Source organism: Microbacterium sp. 77mftsu3.1 (assembly GCF_900100525.1).
Classification (GTDB): Bacteria; Actinomycetota; Actinomycetes; order Actinomycetales; family Microbacteriaceae; genus Microbacterium; species Microbacterium aquilitoris.
Genome location: NZ_FNCR01000001.1, coordinates 721,939 through 738,131 on the forward strand (window position 1 = coordinate 721,939; position 16,193 = coordinate 738,131).

The 16,193-nt window shown below is 69.8% G+C and carries 18 protein-coding genes; 6 read left to right on the forward strand and 12 right to left on the reverse strand.

From position 1 onward, the window contains the following. Nucleotides 1-47: 47 nt before the first annotated feature. From BLR68_RS03720 to BLR68_RS03740, 5 genes are all read right to left on the reverse strand, one after another. Nucleotides 48-293: a zf-HC2 domain-containing protein gene (locus tag BLR68_RS03720; RefSeq protein WP_018188697.1), complete on the reverse strand. Its 246-nt coding sequence runs from the start codon at nt 291-293 to the stop codon at nt 48-50. Then, complete coding sequence (locus BLR68_RS03725) at nt 290-943, reverse strand: sigma-70 family RNA polymerase sigma factor (RefSeq protein ID WP_026303034.1); 654 nt, start codon at nt 941-943, stop codon at nt 290-292. Before BLR68_RS03725 ends, BLR68_RS03720 begins: the two co-directional genes overlap by 4 nt. A gap of 92 nt (nt 944-1,035) precedes the next feature. Continuing rightward, a complete protein-coding gene (locus BLR68_RS03730) occupies nt 1,036-1,920 on the reverse strand; it encodes a sensor histidine kinase (protein WP_018188699.1) in 885 nt (294 codons plus the stop codon). After that, nucleotides 1,917-2,636 carry a response regulator transcription factor gene (locus tag BLR68_RS03735; RefSeq protein WP_018188700.1) on the reverse strand — a complete coding sequence of 240 codons (720 nt, stop codon included), beginning with the start codon at nt 2,634-2,636 and terminating at the stop codon, nt 1,917-1,919. Before BLR68_RS03735 ends, BLR68_RS03730 begins: the two co-directional genes overlap by 4 nt. Nucleotides 2,637-2,652: 16 nt before the next feature. Then, nucleotides 2,653-3,219 carry a hypothetical protein gene (locus BLR68_RS03740; RefSeq protein WP_018188701.1) on the reverse strand — a complete coding sequence of 189 codons (567 nt, stop codon included), beginning with the start codon at nt 3,217-3,219 and terminating at the stop codon, nt 2,653-2,655. Between the two features lie 117 nt (nt 3,220-3,336). Here BLR68_RS03740 and aroA point away from each other — a divergent pair, with 117 nt between their 5' ends. From aroA to bcp, 3 genes are read left to right on the forward strand one after another with little or no spacing between them, the layout of a single operon-like run. Beyond that, nucleotides 3,337-4,659 carry a 3-phosphoshikimate 1-carboxyvinyltransferase gene (aroA, locus tag BLR68_RS03745; protein WP_018188702.1) on the forward strand — a complete coding sequence of 441 codons (1,323 nt, stop codon included), beginning with the start codon at nt 3,337-3,339 and terminating at the stop codon, nt 4,657-4,659. Further along, nucleotides 4,656-5,696, forward strand: a complete 1,041-nt coding sequence (rsgA, locus tag BLR68_RS03750; RefSeq protein ID WP_020665408.1) for a ribosome small subunit-dependent GTPase A — start codon at nt 4,656-4,658, stop codon at nt 5,694-5,696. Before aroA ends, rsgA begins: the two co-directional genes overlap by 4 nt. Nucleotides 5,697-5,718: 22 nt before the next feature. Further along, nucleotides 5,719-6,183, forward strand: coding sequence for a thioredoxin-dependent thiol peroxidase (gene bcp, locus BLR68_RS03755; protein WP_018188704.1), 465 nt, complete (start codon nt 5,719-5,721; stop codon nt 6,181-6,183). On the opposite strand, the gene BLR68_RS03760 is transcribed toward bcp, so the two are convergent. Further along, nucleotides 6,184-6,585 (reverse strand): hypothetical protein, encoded by a 402-nt coding sequence (locus BLR68_RS03760; RefSeq protein WP_018188705.1) that lies wholly within the window; start codon nt 6,583-6,585, stop codon nt 6,184-6,186. Between the two features lie 208 nt (nt 6,586-6,793). Between BLR68_RS03760 and BLR68_RS03765 the strand changes: the two genes are divergently transcribed. Next, complete coding sequence (locus BLR68_RS03765; protein ID WP_018188706.1) at nt 6,794-7,042, forward strand: WhiB family transcriptional regulator; 249 nt, start codon at nt 6,794-6,796, stop codon at nt 7,040-7,042. An 18-nt stretch (nt 7,043-7,060) separates the two neighbouring features. Here the strand turns inward: BLR68_RS03765 and BLR68_RS03770 are convergent, their stop codons facing one another. The 3 genes from BLR68_RS03770 to BLR68_RS03780 are packed head-to-tail and all read right to left on the reverse strand — an operon-like array spanning nt 7,061 to nt 10,463. After that, entirely contained in the window at nt 7,061-8,554 is a 1,494-nt protein-coding gene (locus BLR68_RS03770) for a sensor histidine kinase (protein ID WP_018188707.1), read from the reverse strand. Between the two features lie 44 nt (nt 8,555-8,598). Further along, complete coding sequence (locus tag BLR68_RS03775) at nt 8,599-9,837, reverse strand: CpaE/TadZ family protein (protein ID WP_018188708.1); 1,239 nt, start codon at nt 9,835-9,837, stop codon at nt 8,599-8,601. Then, nucleotides 9,834-10,463: an SAF domain-containing protein gene (locus tag BLR68_RS03780; RefSeq protein ID WP_018188709.1), complete on the reverse strand. Its 630-nt coding sequence runs from the start codon at nt 10,461-10,463 to the stop codon at nt 9,834-9,836. The genes BLR68_RS03775 and BLR68_RS03780 overlap by 4 nt, the downstream gene beginning before the upstream one ends. Nucleotides 10,464-10,584: 121 nt before the next feature. Here BLR68_RS03780 and BLR68_RS03785 point away from each other — a divergent pair, with 121 nt between their 5' ends. Beyond that, nucleotides 10,585-10,833, forward strand: a complete 249-nt coding sequence (locus BLR68_RS03785) for a helix-turn-helix domain-containing protein (protein WP_018188710.1) — start codon at nt 10,585-10,587, stop codon at nt 10,831-10,833. Between the two features lie 11 nt (nt 10,834-10,844). Here BLR68_RS03785 and BLR68_RS03790 read toward each other — a convergent pair whose 3' ends face one another. Continuing rightward, complete coding sequence (locus tag BLR68_RS03790) at nt 10,845-11,438, reverse strand: hypothetical protein (RefSeq protein WP_018188711.1); 594 nt, start codon at nt 11,436-11,438, stop codon at nt 10,845-10,847. Nucleotides 11,439-11,579: 141 nt separating this feature from the next. On the opposite strand from BLR68_RS03790, the gene BLR68_RS03795 reads away from it, so the two are divergent. Further along, nucleotides 11,580-12,017, forward strand: coding sequence for an Rv3235 family protein (locus BLR68_RS03795; RefSeq protein WP_018188712.1), 438 nt, complete (start codon nt 11,580-11,582; stop codon nt 12,015-12,017). Nucleotides 12,018-12,023: 6 nt separating this feature from the next. Here the strand turns inward: BLR68_RS03795 and BLR68_RS03800 are convergent, their stop codons facing one another. Both BLR68_RS03800 and secA read right to left on the reverse strand, forming a co-directional pair. Next, nucleotides 12,024-13,247: a pyridoxal phosphate-dependent aminotransferase gene (locus tag BLR68_RS03800; RefSeq protein WP_018188713.1), complete on the reverse strand. Its 1,224-nt coding sequence runs from the start codon at nt 13,245-13,247 to the stop codon at nt 12,024-12,026. Nucleotides 13,248-13,319: 72 nt separating this feature from the next. Then, entirely contained in the window at nt 13,320-16,103 is a 2,784-nt protein-coding gene (gene secA, locus BLR68_RS03805; RefSeq protein WP_018188714.1) for a preprotein translocase subunit SecA, read from the reverse strand. Between the last annotated feature and the right edge of the window lie 90 nt (nt 16,104-16,193).

A 16,193-nucleotide genomic window follows, 5' to 3' on the forward strand; every position in this document is an offset into this window, starting at 1 on the left:
GAAGGCCCCGCCTCGGCGGGGCCTTCTTCATATCGACGGTCGAGACGTCAGTGGTGGGTGGCCTGCTCTGCACGCAGACGCGCCAGAACCTGGTCACGCAGATCCTCGGGCGCGGCCTCCTTGCAGGCACGCGCGACGACGGCCGTCAGGGTCGTCGCCACGAGGGCTTCGTCCCGGCAGGCGGCGCAGTTCTCGAGGTGCTCGGTGATGTCGGCGTGACGGGTGTTGCAGACCTCGTTGCGCAGGTACTCCTCGAGATCCTTCTGGGCTTTGTCGCAACCGCAGTCGGTCATTTCGCACTCCTTGTGGCGGGCACGTCGATGCCACGCTCCTTCGCATAGTCGGACAGCAGGTCGCGGAGCTGACGTCTGCCTCGGTGCAGACGGCTCATGACCGTGCCGATGGGGGTTTTCATGATGTCCGCGATCTCCTGATACGCGAACCCTTCGACGTCCGCGAGGTACACGGCCAGTCGGAAGTCTTCGGGAAGGGACTGCAGCGCATCCTTGACGACGGATGCCGGCATGTGGTCGATCGCTTCGGCTTCAGCCGACCGCGCCGAGGACGCCGTCGTCGACTCCGCCCCGCCGAGCTGCCAGTCCTCGAGGTCGTCGATGGTGCCCTGGTAGGGCTCGCGCTGCTTCTTGCGGTACGTGTTGATGTACGTGTTCGTGAGGATCCGGTACAGCCACGCCTTGAGGTTCGTGCCCTGCGTGAAGGACGCCCAGGCGGCGAAGGCCTTGACGAAGGTCTCCTGCACCAGGTCCGACGCATCGGCGGGGTTGCGGGTCATCCGCATCGCCGCTGCGTAGAGCTGATCCATGAAGGGGAGCGCCTGCTCCTCGAACTGGGTACGCGGGTCTTCGACCGCCTGATCGTTCATCGCCCGCAAGTCTACGTCCGCCCATTCGGCGAGTTCGGGCGCATCCACTGTTGCGATCATCGCGCTCCTCTCCCCTGGCGTGCACGTCACCGACATGAAGCTCCAACGAGCACGGGGCTGGGGCTATTCCCAGCTTTCCGTGGAGCTACGGCTCAGCCGACGCCGACGGGGAGCTCGATGCTCACCCGCGTCCCCCGTCCCTCGTGCGAATCGACCGTGACGGTTCCGCCGTGTCGGTCGACGATCGTGCGGACCAGGGCGAGCCCGAGCCCGCTCCCCGGACGATCACGTGCGTTCGAGGCGCGGGCGAGTTCCTGAAGGACGGACGCCACGTCGGCGGCAGGGATGCCACGACCCGTGTCAGCGACTTCGACGACGACGCGACCGGACCGCTCGATGCCGCGGATCTCCACGGTGTCCCCGGGGTCGGAGTACTTCACGGCATTGGCGACGACGTTGTGGACGGCGGTGAACAGGAGATCCGGATCGCCGGTCACCGACGGCAGCGGCCAGGGCGCCGACGGGAGGGTGACGCGGATGTCCCTGCCGTGCGCGTCGCCGACCGTCGCGGCGACATCGGTGACGATCGTGCCCGGGTCGACGGGAACGCGCTCCATCGGCGCGGTCTGCAGTTCGCCGAGTTTCCGGAGGTCCCCGACCAGACGCGCCATCCGCGTGGTCTGCGCGTCGATCGACGCGAGCTGCGGCGTCGCGGCGTCGCTCACCGCGACGGCGGCGCGGATCGCCGTGATGGGGTTCTTCAGTTCGTGGTCCAGCCGGTCGAGGAACCGGCGGTGCTCCGCGGCCGCGGATCCGGTCGCGTCCTCCTTCGCGCGTGACACCGCCCGACGCACATGCGCGCGCCAGACGAGGGCGACCACCGTGACTGCGGCGACGATGACGGCCGCGACGAGGAGCATCGTGCCGAGCGGCGCCGACACGACGACCGTCCGTCGGTCGACGACGAGCAGGACGACGGCCGCGACGAGCACGACGGCCGTCGGGAGGGCGGCGACGATGACGCGACGCCGATTCACGCGCGGCGCACCGATCGCGTGAATCGGTAACCGACCCCCGAGACGGTCTCGATGTAGGTGGGCGCAGAGGCGTCATCCCGCAGAACGGATCGGAGCTCGGCGATCCGGTTGTCGACGGCGCGCGTGTGGGCGGCGAAGTCGAACCCCCAGACGACGCTGAGCAGCCGTTCCCGGGCGTGCACCTCGCCGGGGCGGGTCATGAGGAACTCGAGCAGCTGGAACGCCTTCGGCGTGAGCGAGACCTCGACGCCGTCCCGCCACACGCGCCGGGCGGGGCGATCGAGTCGGAGCCCCTCCGCCTCGACGAGTTCGGACGAGACGAGGCCGCCGGCGCCCGCCGCGACCCGGCGGAGGACCGCACGAGCACGGGAGACGAGCTCCTGCGGATCGAACGGCTTGTTGAGGTAATCGTCCGCCCCCTCGTCGAGCGCCGCCGAGCGCTCCCCCGATTCGCCGACGTGGGTGAGCAGGATGACGGGAGTCGCGTCCCCCGACCGCCGCAGCCGTCGCAGCAGCTCGCGTCCATCGACCATGGGCATGACGACGTCGCTCACGACGATGTCGGGATGCCGGGAGGCGATCACCCGCAGCGCCTCCGCCCCGTCGGCGGCCACCGCGACGTCGAAGCCGCTGCGGCTCAGAAAGGGCGCGAGGCTGTCGGTGATCGACTGCTCGTCGTCGACGAGGAGCAGTCGCGGCGCCGCTTCGGAGGACATACCGGGATCGTAGCGATCAGGACAGGGGCGTCGTGATGTTGGCGGTGCCCGCGTACGCGATGTCCGGGTTACCGCTCTCCCAGCCCACGACGTTGATATCGGCGCTCTTGTCGAACACGATCTGCGTCGCCGAGGTCATGACGACCGTGGCGCCGTCGCCCTCGATCGTGAGCGTCCCGACGTCGGGGAGGAGGACCCCGCCCGCGCTCGCCAGGATCGTCACCGTTGCGCAGTCACCGGTCAGCTCGACGTACATCCCGTCGAGGTCGCGGCCCACGGTGGCGGAACCGTCGACGCAGGTCAGGTTCTGCGTCACCAGGTCGCGCAGGCGAGCGCGGTCCAGCTTCGCGCGGACGTCGGGGTCCACCTCGGCGCTCCAGCCCGCGTCCGGTGCGGGCGAGGCCTCCGGCGCCGCCGACGCGTCCGGAGCGTCCGGCACCGAACTGCGCGGATCGGATGCCGCGGGCGACGAACTCGACGCGGGATCGGTGACGGCCACGGAGCACCCAGCGAGCAGGAGGGGCGTGAGAAGGGCCGCAGCGAGGACGACGGATCGGATGCCGGTGCGAGAAGTCTGGTGCATGGGAATCACGCTAGGGGGTCGATGTCGCCGTCGTGTCGCGTCGGTGTCGCAGATTCGAGACACCGTCGTGACACCGCCCTCGTCGGCGGCGACGCCCCGTTCAGTAGGCTGGACGCGATGAGCGACGCCCCTTCCTCCCCCGCCACCACCGCCGCGTCCGGGTCGTGGCCGGCTCCCATGCCGACCGAGCCGGTCCATGCGCGCGTCTCCGTTCCGGGGTCCAAGTCTCTGACGAACCGCGAGCTGGTCCTCGCGGCGATCGCCGACGGCCCGAGCCTTGTGACGGGCGCGCTCCATTCCGACGACTCCGCGCGCATGATCGAGGCGCTGCGCGCCCTCGGCGTCTCGATCGAACCCGTTCCGGGGGACTCGCCCTTCGGTCCCGACCTCGACGTCACCCCGCCCGCCCGCTTCACGGGGGGAACGACGATCGACTGCGGTCAGGCCGGGACGGTCATGCGTTTCATCTCCCCCATCGCCGGTCTCGCGGTCGGGGACGTGCACGTGACGGCGCACCCCACCGCGATGCACCGCCCGATGGGCGCGATGATCCACGCCCTCCGCGAGGTCGGCGCCGACATCGATGACGCCGGAAGCTGGTCGCTCCCGTTCGAGGTCCGTGGCCATGGCCACATCCGCGGCGGCGAGGTGACGATCGACGCGAGCCAGTCCAGCCAGTTCGTCTCGGGCCTGCTCCTGGCCGCGGCCCGGTTCGACGTGGGACTCCGCCTGATCCACGACGGCGAACGCCTCCCGAGCCTGCCGCACATCGAGATGACGGTCGAAGCCCTCGCCCGCCGGGGTGTCCATGTCGAGCACCCGACTCCGAACGAGTGGGTCGTCCCCGCCGGGCCCGTCCGCGGCAAGGATGTCGCGATCGAACCCGACCTCTCGAACGCCGCGCCGTTCCTCGCTGCGGCGATCCTGACGGGAGGGTCGGTGACCGTGCCCGGATGGCCCGCCCACTCGACGCAGCCCGGTGCCCTGCTGGCCGACATCCTGCCCGTCATGGGCGCCCACGTCTCGCGCCGTGCGGGCGCGCTGACCGTCACCTCCGGCGACCGCATCGCGGGCGTCGACCTCGACCTCTCGGCCGCGAGCGAGCTCACCCCGACCCTGTTCGCCCTCGCGGCGTTCGCCGATGCTCCGACGACCTTCCACGGCATCGGGCACATCCGCGGTCACGAGACCGATCGCATCGCCGCTCTCGTCGCGAACCTCCGCGAGCTCGGTGGCGAGGCGGAGGAGCGGGAGGACGGCATCCACATCGTCCCCCGTCCGCTCCACGGCGGCGTCTGGCGCGCACACCACGATCACCGCATCGCGACAGCCGGAGCCGTCATCGGACTCCGGGTGCCGGGAGTCGTGGTCGACGACATCAGGACGACGGCGAAGACCATGCCCGAATTCCCCCAGCTGTGGGCGGACATGCTCGCGTGAGCTGGCTCAACGACGACGACGATGACGACCTCGATTTCGACGAGGCCGACATCCGGATGCGCCCCAATCCGAAGGCCAACCGGCCTCGCACCAAACGCCGACCCGCTCACGCCGATGCCCGGATCGCCCGCGTCCTCGGCGTCGACCGTGGCCGCTACACGGTGCTCGTCGACGAGGACGGCCCCGACGAGCACCAGATCCTCGCCTCCCGGGCGCGGGAGCTCCGCAAGCAGCCGATCGTCAACGGCGACCGCGCCCGCGTGGTGGGCGACACGTCCGGAGACGACGGCACGCTCGCGCGCATCGTCGGCATCGAAGAGCGATCCTCGCTCCTGCGCCGCAGCGCGGACGACACCGACCACATCGAGCGGATCATCGTCGCCAATGCCGACCAGCTGCTCATCGTGGTCGCCGCCGCCGACCCCGAGCCGCGGCCGCGGCTGGTGGACCGCTATCTGATCGCCGCGTTGGATGCCGGGATGCATCCCATGCTCGTCGTCACCAAGACCGACCTCGCCGATCCGACCGCGTTCCTCGGCCATTTCGAAGGTCTCGACGATCTCGAGGTCTTCACGAGCGGTCGCGACGCGATGCCCGTGGATCTCATCGGCGAACGGCTGTCGGGCCACTCGACGGTCTTCGTCGGCCACTCCGGCGTCGGCAAGTCCACGCTCGTGAACGCCCTGGTCCCGGATGCGCTCCGCGCGATCGGACACGTGAACGAGGTCACCGGACGCGGGCGTCACACCTCGAGCTCGGCGGTCTCGCTGCGATACGCGGGTGAGAACGGCCGCGGATGGGTCATCGACACCCCGGGGGTCCGCTCGTTCGGCCTCGGACACGTCGACCCCGCCAACATCCTCCGCGCCTACACCGATTTGGCCGCCATCGCCGAGGAGTGCCCGCGCGGGTGCACGCACCTGCCCGACGCTCCCGATTGCGCGATCGCCGAGGCGGTGGCGGAGGGACGCCTGGGCGAGCGCGGACCGGCGCGGCTGGATTCCCTGCAACGGCTGCTGGCGACGTTCGCGACCTGATCGCCGCGCCTAAAATGGACGGATGCCGCGACTGACCACCGGATCCCCCGCCCCCGACTTCTCCCTCGTCGACCAGGACGGCCGCACCGTCGCCCTCGCCGACTTCCGCGGGACGCGTCTCATCGCCTTCTTCTACCCCGCCGCGATGACGCCGGGCTGCACGACCGAGGCCTGCGATTTCCGCGACAGCGTCGCGCCGCTACAGGCCGCCGGCTACACGGTGGTCGGGATCTCCCGCGACGAGCCCGCCAAACTCCAGGCCTTCCGCGAGCGCGACGCGCTCCCCTACGACCTGTTGAGCGACCCCGACCATGCCGTGCACGAGGCGTACGGGGCCTGGGGCGAGAAGATGAACTACGGCAAGGTCATCGAGGGCGTCATCCGCTCGACCTTCGTCATCGACGAGGACGGCTCCGTCGCGCACGCGCTGTACAACGTCAAGGCGACCGGGCACGTCGCCCGCGTCCGCAGTCTGCTCAGCGTGTGATCAGACCTCGTCGACGGGGGTGTCGCGGGCCCTCCGGCCCGCCGCTCGTGCGGCGGCGATGAGGACGACGAGTCCGACGATGGCGGGGACGGCGATCGTCGCGGCGAGACGCGTGTCGGCTCCCTCACCCGTGAGGGTGCCGAGGGCGATCGACAACACGAGGAGTTGAGCAACGACGCCGCCGGATCGCCCCCAGGAACCATCGCGCCAGACAGCGACGGCGAACGCCCCGAGGGCCGCCGCGCCGACCGCGGTGAGGACCAGGAGGGCGATCGAACTGCCCACGCTCCCGCTGTCGCCTCGAAGGAGGGCCACGAGCTCCCAGACCACGAGGATCAGGATGCCGAGTGCCTCGAGCGCGAGCCAGCCGGCCGCGATCCTCTCGATGCGAGTGGTCCGCACGATGACTGCTCCTCCTGGCCGCCGGGGCACGGCGAGGCGCCGAAATACTCCGTTAACCCTTGATTCACATGCCCGAGCATGGGAATATTGACGGGCAAGTGTGCTCCCACAGCGGCGTGGGGCGAGCATCTGCTCGCACACCACCCAGGTTAGTCGACGTCGCCCGGCGTCGCATCCCGACTTCCGATCCCCTATTAGGAGCACCGCTATGGATTGGCGCGACAAAGCTGCCTGCCTGACCGTCGACCCCGAACTGTTCTTCCCCGTGGGGAACACCGGGCCCGCCGTCGACCAGATCGAGAAGGCGAAGTCCGTCTGCGCCCGGTGCACCGTCACCGAACTCTGCCTGCAGTACGCCCTCGAGACCGGCCAGGACTCGGGCGTCTGGGGCGGCCTCTCCGAAGACGAGCGTCGCGCCCTCAAGCGCCGCGCCGCCCGCGCCCGCCGCGCGTCCTGACGTCGCCGCGCGCGGGCGTCAGGCCCGCGCGCGCTCGATGTATCGCATCGGGATCTCGATCGTCACTTCGGTGCCACTGCCCATCAGGGTGTGCCAGTCGATCGTTCCGCTGAGCTCTCCCTGGATGAGCGTGCGCACGATCTGCGTACCGAGACCGCGGCCGACCTGACCCTCGGGAAGGCCGACCCCGGTGTCGCGCACGCGCACCAGGAGCTGGTCCTCATCGCGCTCGGCGATGATCTCGACCTCGCCCTCCTTGTCGGCGAGGCCGTGCTCCACCGCGTTCGTGACGAGCTCGGTCAGTGCGAGCGCGAGCGGCGTCGCGTACTCGCTGGGAAGAGTCCCGAACGTGCCGGTCTTGACGGTGCGCGCCCTCGTGTTGGGGGCAGCCGCCACCTCGGCGACGAGCTTCAGGACGCGCTCGAAGACGTCGTCGAAATCGACGCTCTGCATCAGCCCTTCCGACAGGGTGTCGTGGACCACCGCGATCGCGCTCACGCGCCGCATGGCCTGCGTGAGGGCGTCGCGCCCCTCGTCGGAGTGCGTGCGACGCGCCTGGATGCGCAGGAGCGAGGCGACCGTCTGCAGGTTGTTCTTCACCCGGTGGTGAATCTCGCGGATCGTCGCGTCCTTGGTGATGAGCTCCTGCTCCTGGTGCCGGATCTCGCTGACGTCGCGGCACAGGACGATGGCGCCGATGCGGTTGCCGTTCTCGCGCAGCGGGATGGTGCGCAGGGACACCGTCACCCCCCGGGCCTCGACATCGGCACGCCAGGGGGCCCGACCGGCCATCACGATCGGGAGCGACTCGTCGAACTGACGGGATGCCGGCATGATCGTCGTCGCCACCTGCATGAGCGACTCGCCCTCGAGTTCGTCGTCGAAGCCCAGACGGTTGAACGCCGACAGGGCGTTCGGGCTCGCGAAGGTCGTGATGCCGTCGACATCGAGGCGGATGAGGCCGTCCGATGCGCGGGGAGCGCCGCGGCGCGGCGAGGTCGGCGCGGTGAGGTCGGGGAAGTCCGCCGACGCGATCATGCCGAACAGGTCGTCGGCGCAGTCGTTGAACGTGATCTGCTGGCGCGAGGGGGTGCGCGCCTCGCCGAGATTGGTGTGACGTGTCACCACGCCGATGACGCGCGTCTCGCGACCCTCCCCCGCGCGCTCGCGCACGATCGGCACGGCCCGCACCCGCGTGGGAGTCTCCTCGAACCAGTCCGGGGATGCAGAATCGACCATCCGGATCTGCGTGAACGCGTCCTTGACCTGCGTCCGCCACTGCGGGCGCACGGCGTCGCCGACGATGTCCCGATAGAAGAGGGTGGCGGCGCCGCTCGGCCGCGTGTGCGCCACCGCGATGAACGAGTCATCGGGTGTCGGCACCCACACGACGATGTCCGCGAACGCCAGGTCGGCGAGCAACTGGCCATCGCCTGCGAGGCGGTGGAGCCATTCGACGTCCTCCGCGGTGGAACGGCCTTGGGCGTAGACGAGGTCGCTGAGGGTGGACACGCCTCCACCCTAATCCTCCGCCCGACCTCTCTCCGGTGGCCGGGTCAGGCGGTCCGCGCCAGACGACGCAGCGAGTGACGCGTCGTCGCGGGTTCGTCGGCGGTCCGGGGTGCGAGGGACTCGGCGACGAGTCGACGCACGGCTGCCGGCACCGCCGAGCGCGGTGCGACGTGGGCGATGGGCCGCGCGGCGAGCATGGCGGCATCCGTTCCCCGGGCATCCCACGGCACGAAGGACACCTCCGTCACGCCGGTGTAGCGCTCGAGCGTGCGCCGCACCTGCCCGCGTGCGTCGACGCCGAGAGCCGCGGCGCGGATCTTGTTCACCACGACGCGGACGGGGGTGGTGCCCGACGCCGCACGCAGGTCCGGCCAGGCGCGGACGAACCGCGACACCCCGACGGGGTCGGCGGCGACGACGGCGACGACGACATCGGCGGCCTCCAGCGCGGCGTGCGTCGCGGCGTTCCGGCGAGGAGCGTCGAACAGGTCGCTCACGATCTCCTCGTCCCGCTCCAGCGGCGCGGCGATGTCCACCACGGTGTCGTCCGCCCACCCTCGACACGCCTCGAGCGCGGAAAGGACGCGGGGGTGTGAGAGCTCCGGCCATCGGCCGGGCCGGTTGAGTCCCGTGAGGACGTCCACGTCCCCGAGAGTGGAAGAGATGCGGCTGAGTTCCGCCACCGTCAGTCCTCCGCGTTCGGCTTGACGGCACGCCGCCGCGAAACCCGGGCCCTCGTCGGCCAGCCCTGTGGCCAACGCCACCGAGGGGGCGTGCGAGTCCGCGTCGATCAGAGCCACCTTGCGCGTCGGGCCCGACAGCGCGCACGCCAGCTCGACGGCGATCGTGGTCCGCCCCGGTGCTCCGTGCGCACCCCACACCGTGACGACGCGGCCGCGGACGGGCTCGACCGGTACCGATGACGACGGCGCGGCAAGGAGCTCGGCCGCCGGCGCATCGGGCTCGTGCGGCAGGAGCCCCAGGGAGGCGGCGAGGCGGCGGTCCGACGTCCGGGCCGACAGCGGCACGATCCGGACGGACATCCGATCGCACGCAGCGACGAGCTCGGTGGTCAGTGCTGACGGCCGGCCGTCGACGATGAGGATGTCGGCGCGCGCCAGCTCCGCGAGGAGCTCCGCCGCCTCCGGCGCGGACATGGCGTCGAACGCCGCATTCGCGGGCGCCGAGGCGGGGACGACCGCCCGCACATTGGCATCCTCCTCCCGCAGTCGACGAGCGAGGTCCTCGCCGCGGCGTCCGTCGACGGCGACGACGACTCTCACTGCGCCTCCCCTGCGACCGGCACGACCGACATGTTCGCGCCGTCGGCGAGCGCCGCGAGGCTCTCGGCGACGTCGGCGCGCGGGATGACGATCTCGAGAGACACGTCCGTGCCCGACACGACGGCATCGTCGCGCGTGACGCTGACGACGGTCGCCGATGGGACGAGGATGCGAGGCTCCCCGAAGGTGCCGCCGTCCTCGGCCGGGGCCGCCCACACCTCGACGACCGATCCCGCCACCACCGAGGCGGAGACATCGCCCGAGGTCCGGATGACGATGGTGGTCGTCGTGGCGGCGTCCGCGTCGTCCACGGCCGCCTGCGGGACGAGCTCCCCCTCGAGGATCGTCCGCGTGGCGATGACACCCGGCGGCAGGGATGCCGGTGACACATAGGTCTCGCCGGCGGATCCCAATGCGACGTCGACCACCCGGAGGTCGTCGGCCGTCACGGTCTGTCCCGGGACGATCGTCCGGGCAGCGGCGAAGACGGGGCCGGTCTGCCGGGCCGACGCGACGACGAGCCAGACGCCTGCGACGGAGGCGATGATTAGCGCGATCCCGAGCAGGAATCGCGCGTCGGCCCAGAATGCGCGCGGCGCGGGCCGGACGGTGTCGGGAGTGGTCATGACGTCATGGTGACCGAGCCGACACCGCCGCTGCCGGGATTATCCACAAGCCGGACAGGCTCCGGATGGGTTCCGCCATCGGGCCCATAATGGCCTCATGCCCGAAGGAATGCCCGCGCGTATGCTGACGCCCTCCCAGGTGGCGGAGATGCTGCAGCTGGAGGTCGACGAGGTCGTCGCCCTCGTGCTCGACGGCCGCCTGCGGGGCGCCCGGCTCGGCTCGCCCGCCTCCTGGCGCATCGAGGCTGCGAGCGTCGAGGACTACCTCGACGACCAGGCGGAGGATGCCCGTCTGCACGCGCTGTGGCGCGAATCGAACGCGGCGAGCTTCCCCGAGCTGTGGGGGCGCGGACGCCGCGGCGGCGAGTAGATCCGCACCCGTCAGGCGAGCGCCACGGGCGATTCGAGTCGGATGCCCGCGATCGCCGCGAACGGCACGATCCGGTGGCCGCTCACGAGATCGGCACGCCGCGGTGCGCCGCGATCGTGGAGCGCGAGATCGAGGTGGTCGGATGCCGCCCGGTCCACCGTGCCGCCGTACTCGCGACCGTCCACGGAGTGGATCGTGACCGGGACGCGACGCCGGGCGAGGTCGCGCATGATGAAGCCCAGCGTCATCCGCTCCCGCAGACGACCGGGCGTTCCCCCACGCGCGCTGCGGAGGAGGTCGGCGTGCGAGGGGCCGAACGCGATGACGGCCGCCAGCGGGACGAGGAGTGCGCCCCGTGGAGCGCCGTCGTCGAGGGCGACCCAGTCCGGTCCGGTGGCCATTGGTGTACCGGTGACGGCGGACCCGCCGAGGAGGTCGACGACGATGTCGCCGTCCGTCGAACCGGTCAGAGCGGTCAACCGCTCGAAGAGCGAGAGGCGGGCCAGACGCAGTCTCTCGGCCTCGGTGTCGAGGGCAGCACGCTCGGCCTCCCATTCGGAGTCCAATTGGTCCTCGAGGTCTTCGAAGAAGCGATCCCAGCGCACCCGGCCGACGGTAGACCACCTCGCACACCCGGGCGCACTTTGTCCACAGGTTGGAGTATTCTCATCCACCCGCAGGCGGGGGTGTGCTGTACTCATGCCGTTCACCGCTCCGCAGACACCTGTCGCCCGAGAGGAATCGACATGGCCCTCGCCGTCTCTGAAGACCACCGCATCCCGCGGTCGGGAAGCTCCCTCGAGGTAGCCGAGTACTTCGCGCCGCAACGCACGTCGTCGGACGACCTCCCCGATCCCCTCCCGCTCGTGAAGAACCTCACGATCGGGGTCCTGGAAGTCCTCGCCGGCGTCCGCGACGTCGACCAACTCGCCCGGTGGCTGGGTGAGGACGCCTATCGGGCGCTCGTGACGCGAGCGAATCTGTCGGCCCGGGCACGAAGCGCACGCGGGATCGCCGCCGTCCGCCCCGCCCACCGCATCCTCACCGAACGCACCTGCGTCCCCGCAGACGGCGTCATCGAGGCGGTGGTCGTGGTGAGCGGGCCGGTCCGCACCCGCGCCGTGGCGATGCGACTCGAGGGCTGGGACGGGCGCTGGCGCGCGACGTCGCTCGCGCTCCTGTGAGACGCGTTACTGGCGGTACGAGGCGAGGAAGTTGCCGAGTCGCTCGATCGCTTCGGTGAGCACCCGCGCTTCGGGCAACGTGACGATGCGGAAGTGGTCGGGCGTCGGCCAGTTGAAGCCGGTTCCCTGCACCAGCAGGACATGCTCTGCAACGAGGAAGTCGTAGACGAACTTGGCGTCGTCGTGGATCTCGTGGACTTCGGGGTCGAGACGGGGGAAGGCGTACAGGGCGCCGTGCGGCTTGACGCAGGTGATGCCGGGGATCGCGGTCAGGCCCTCCCAGGCCGCATCCCGCTGCTCATGGAGCCGACCGGTGGGGGCGATGAGGGCGTCGATCGACTGCACGCCCGACAGCGCCGCCTGCACGGCGAACTGCGCGGGGACGTTGGGGCAGAGGCGGGTGGAGGCGAGGAGCTGGATGCCCTCGAGGAAGCCGGAGGCGTGCTTCTTGGGCCCGGTGATGACCATCCACCCCGAGCGGTAACCCGCGACGCGGTAGGTCTTCGACAGGCCGTTGTAGGTGAGGCACAGCAGGTCAGGGGCGAGGGTGGCGAGCGGGATGTGGGTCGCATCGTCGAACAGGATGCGATCGTAGATCTCGTCCGAGAGCAGCAGGAGCTCGTGTTCACGGGCGATCTCGACGATCCCCTGCAGGGTCTCTCGCGTGTAGACGGCGCCGGTCGGGTTGTTCGGGTTGATGACGACGATCGCCTTGGTGCGCGGGGTGACCTTCGCCCGGATGTCGTCGAGGTCGGGCTGCCAGCCATTGTCGCTGTCGGCGAGGTAGTGCACGGGAGTGCCGCCGGCCAGGCTCGTCATCGCCGTCCAGAGCGGGTAGTCCGGAGCGGGGATGAGGACCTCGTCGCCCTCGTCGAGGAGGGCCTGCATCGTCATCGTGATGAGTTCGGAGACCCCGTTGCCGAGGTAGACGTCGTCTGGATCGAACTTGGGGAAGCCCGGCTCCTCCTCGTACCGCGAGACGATGGCGCGGCGCGCCGACATGATGCCGCGGGAATCCGAGTAGCCGTGCGCCTGCGGCACCGCCTCGATCATGTCGCGCACGATCTGGAACGGCGCCTCGAAGCCGAAGACGGCCGGATTCCCGGTGTTCAGCTTGAGGATCGTGTGACCGTCGTCCTGCAACCGGTCGGCCTCGACCAGGGCGGCCCCGCGGATCTCGTACAGGACGTCCTTGAGCTTGGATGACTGGTCGAGGGTGCGCGGGGTCATCGGTTCAGGATAGCGAAGGCCGACGGGGCCAATGACGAGTCCGTGGACCGCCCGACGCCCGTCGGCTCGCCGTCACTTCTTCTTGCCGGACGCCCGTCGCTGCGCGCGGTTGCCCGCGTCCGTCGGTGCGGAACCGGCATCCATCTGCTGCCCGAAAGCCCCCCGCGGCGCGTCGGCCGGAGCTTCCTGCTCGGCCTCGCGCTGACGGGCCTTGCTGGTCGCGGCCTGCTGCACCTGACCGCGCTCGTTGCGCACCTCGACCTCGCCGGCGTCGTTGGGCGCCGTGTACTGGAGCTTCTGCGCGTCGATGTCGGGCGAGGCGAGACCCTTGGCCTCGATGTCGCCGCCCTCGGTCTGGCGCACCTCGACCTCGAGGTTGAAGAGGAAGCCGACGGACTCCTCCTTGATCTGCGCCATCATCGACTGGAACATCTGGTACCCCTCGCGCTGGTACTCGATGAGGGGGTCGCGCTGGGCCATGGCACGCAGGCCGATGCCGTCCTTCAGGTAGTCCATCTCGTAGAGGTGGTCGCGCCAGCGGCGGTCGAGCACCTGCAGCACGACGCGACGCTCGAGCTCGCGCATGGCCGGCTCGCCGAGCGTCTCCTCGCGCGAGCGGTAGGCGATCTTCGCGTCCGAGAGGAGTTCGCGCTTGAGGAGCTCGGGCGTCACCTTGCCCTTGCTGCCGCTTTCGGCGACGACCTCGTCGATCGTCACCCCCACGGGGTAGAGCGTCTTGAGTTCCGCCCACATGGCGTCGAAGTCCCAGCTCTCGTTGTGCCCCGAGCCGGTGTGCTCGTCGATGATCGCCGCGATGGCGTCCTCGATGAAGTGCTCGACGCGGGACGAGAGGTCGTCACCCTCGAGCATCTGGCGACGGTCGGCGTAGATCGCCTCGCGCTGACGGTTGAGGACGTCGTCGTACTTGAGGACGTTCTTGCGGATCTCGGCGTTGCGGGCCTCGACCTGGGACTGCGCGCTCTTGATCGCCCGCGAGACCATCGTCGACTCGATGGCCACGTCGTCGGGGAAGTTCGTGCGGGCGAGGATGGCCTCTGCCGCGCCGGACTGGAACAGGCGCATGAGGTCGTCGGTCAGAGACAGGTAGAAGCGGCTCTCGCCCGGGTCGCCCTGACGTCCCGAGCGACCGCGCAGCTGATTGTCGATGCGACGGGACTCGTGGCGCTCGGTGCCGAGCACGTAGAGCCCACCGGCCTCGACGACGCGGTCGGCCTCCTCCTGGACCTTCTCCTTGACGGCGCCGTAGACGTCCTCCCAGGCGGACTGGTACTCGTCCGGCGTCTCGACGGGGTCGAGGCCCTTCGCCTTCATCTCCGACACGGCGAGGAACTCGGCGTTGCCGCCGAGCATGATGTCGGTCCCACGACCGGCCATGTTGGTCGCGACCGTGACGGCGCCGTACCGGCCGGCACGAGCGACGATCTCGGCTTCGCGCGCGTGGTTCTTCGCGTTGAGGACCTCGTGCTTGATCCCCTTCTTCGCGAGGAGGCGCGACAGGTACTCGCTCTTCTCGACACTGACGGTTCCCACGAGCACCGGCTGGCCCGACGCATGCCGCTCGGCGATGTCCTCGACGACCTGCGCGAACTTCGCCTGCTCGTTCTTATAGACGAGGTCGGACTGGTCCTTGCGGATCATCGGCTTGTTGGTGGGGATCGGGACGACGCCGAGCTTGTAGGTCGACATGAACTCGGCGGCCTCGGTCTCGGCGGTCCCGGTCATGCCCGAGAGCTTCTCGTACAGACGGAAGTAGTTCTGCAGGGTGACGGTCGCGAGGGTTTGGTTCTCGGCCTTGACCGCGACGCCCTCCTTCGCCTCGATGGCCTGGTGGATGCCCTCGTTGTAGCGACGACCGACCAGGATGCGGCCAGTGTGCTCGTCGACGATCATGACCTCGCCGTTCATCACGACGTAGTCGGTGTCGCGCTTGAACAGGGCGAGCGCCTTGATCGAGTTGTTGAGGAAGGAGATGAGGGGCGTGTTCGCCGACTCGTACAGGTTGTCGATGCCGAGGTAGTCCTCGACCTTCTCGATGCCGGGCTCGAGCACGCCGATGGTGCGCTTCTTCTCATCGACCTCGAAGTCCACGCCCGCCTCGAGGGTGCGTGCGATCTTCGCGAATTCGGTGAACCAGCGGTTCGCCTCGCCCGACGAGGGGCCCGAGATGATGAGCGGCGTACGCGCCTCGTCGATGAGGATCGAGTCGACCTCGTCGACGATGCAGTAGAAGTGGCCGCGCTGGACGAGGTCTTCGCTCCGCCACGCCATGTTGTCGCGCAGGTAGTCGAAGCCGAACTCGTTGTTGGTGCCGTAGGTGATGTCGGCCTCGTACTGCTGCCGGCGGACCTCGGGGTCCTGGCCCGACACGACCGTGCCTGTGGTCATCCCGAGGGCTCGGTAGACGCGCCCCATCAGCTCGGACTGGTATGAGGCGAGAAAGTCGTTCACCGTGATGACGTGCACGCCCTTGCCGGCGATGGCGTTGAGGTAGGCGGGCAGCGCCGCGGTCAGCGTCTTGCCCTCACCCGTCTTCATCTCGGCGATGTTGCCGAGGTGGAGGGCCGCGCCGCCCATGACCTGAACGTCGTAGGGACGCTGGCCGAGGGTGCGACTCGCGGCCTCGCGGACGGCGGCGAAGGCTTCGGGCATGAGCTTGTCGAGGCTCTCCCCCGCTTCGTAGCGGGCGCGCAGCTCGGCGGTCTCGCCGCGGAGCTCCTCATCGGTGAGGTGCGCGTAGTCCTCTTCGAGGGCCGACACGGCCTTCACGACCTGCTGCAGCCTGCGCAGAACGCGGCCTTCACCGGCACGAAGCAGTTTCTCGAGGGGGTTCGCCACGGAGGATCTCCATCTGTCGATTCGGCATTCCGACGAGCGATGTCGGGATGCCGGTGCGCGGGACGCGCAGACATACACCGCCATGTTATC

Bases quoted from the DNA above. Each gene is read 5' to 3' on its own strand.
- bcp (WP_018188704.1), top strand. From the start codon at position 5,719: ATGCCGCGACTGACCACCGGATCCCCCGCCCCCGACTTCTCCCTCGTC.
- aroA (WP_018188702.1), top strand. From the start codon at position 3,337: ATGAGCGACGCCCCTTCCTCCCCCGCCACCACCGCCGCGTCCGGGTCG.
- BLR68_RS03785 (WP_018188710.1), top strand. From the start codon at position 10,585: ATGCTGACGCCCTCCCAGGTGGCGGAGATGCTGCAGCTGGAGGTCGAC.
- BLR68_RS03765 (WP_018188706.1), top strand. From the start codon at position 6,794: ATGGATTGGCGCGACAAAGCTGCCTGCCTGACCGTCGACCCCGAACTG.
- BLR68_RS03800 (WP_018188713.1), bottom strand. From the start codon at position 13,247: ATGACCCCGCGCACCCTCGACCAGTCATCCAAGCTCAAGGACGTCCTG.
- BLR68_RS03780 (WP_018188709.1), bottom strand. From the start codon at position 10,463: ATGACCACTCCCGACACCGTCCGGCCCGCGCCGCGCGCATTCTGGGCC.
- BLR68_RS03795 (WP_018188712.1), top strand. From the start codon at position 11,580: ATGGCCCTCGCCGTCTCTGAAGACCACCGCATCCCGCGGTCGGGAAGC.
- BLR68_RS03740 (WP_018188701.1), bottom strand. From the start codon at position 3,219: ATGCACCAGACTTCTCGCACCGGCATCCGATCCGTCGTCCTCGCTGCG.
- BLR68_RS03725 (WP_026303034.1), bottom strand. From the start codon at position 943: ATGATCGCAACAGTGGATGCGCCCGAACTCGCCGAATGGGCGGACGTA.
- BLR68_RS03720 (WP_018188697.1), bottom strand. From the start codon at position 293: ATGACCGACTGCGGTTGCGACAAAGCCCAGAAGGATCTCGAGGAGTAC.
- BLR68_RS03735 (WP_018188700.1), bottom strand. From the start codon at position 2,636: ATGTCCTCCGAAGCGGCGCCGCGACTGCTCCTCGTCGACGACGAGCAG.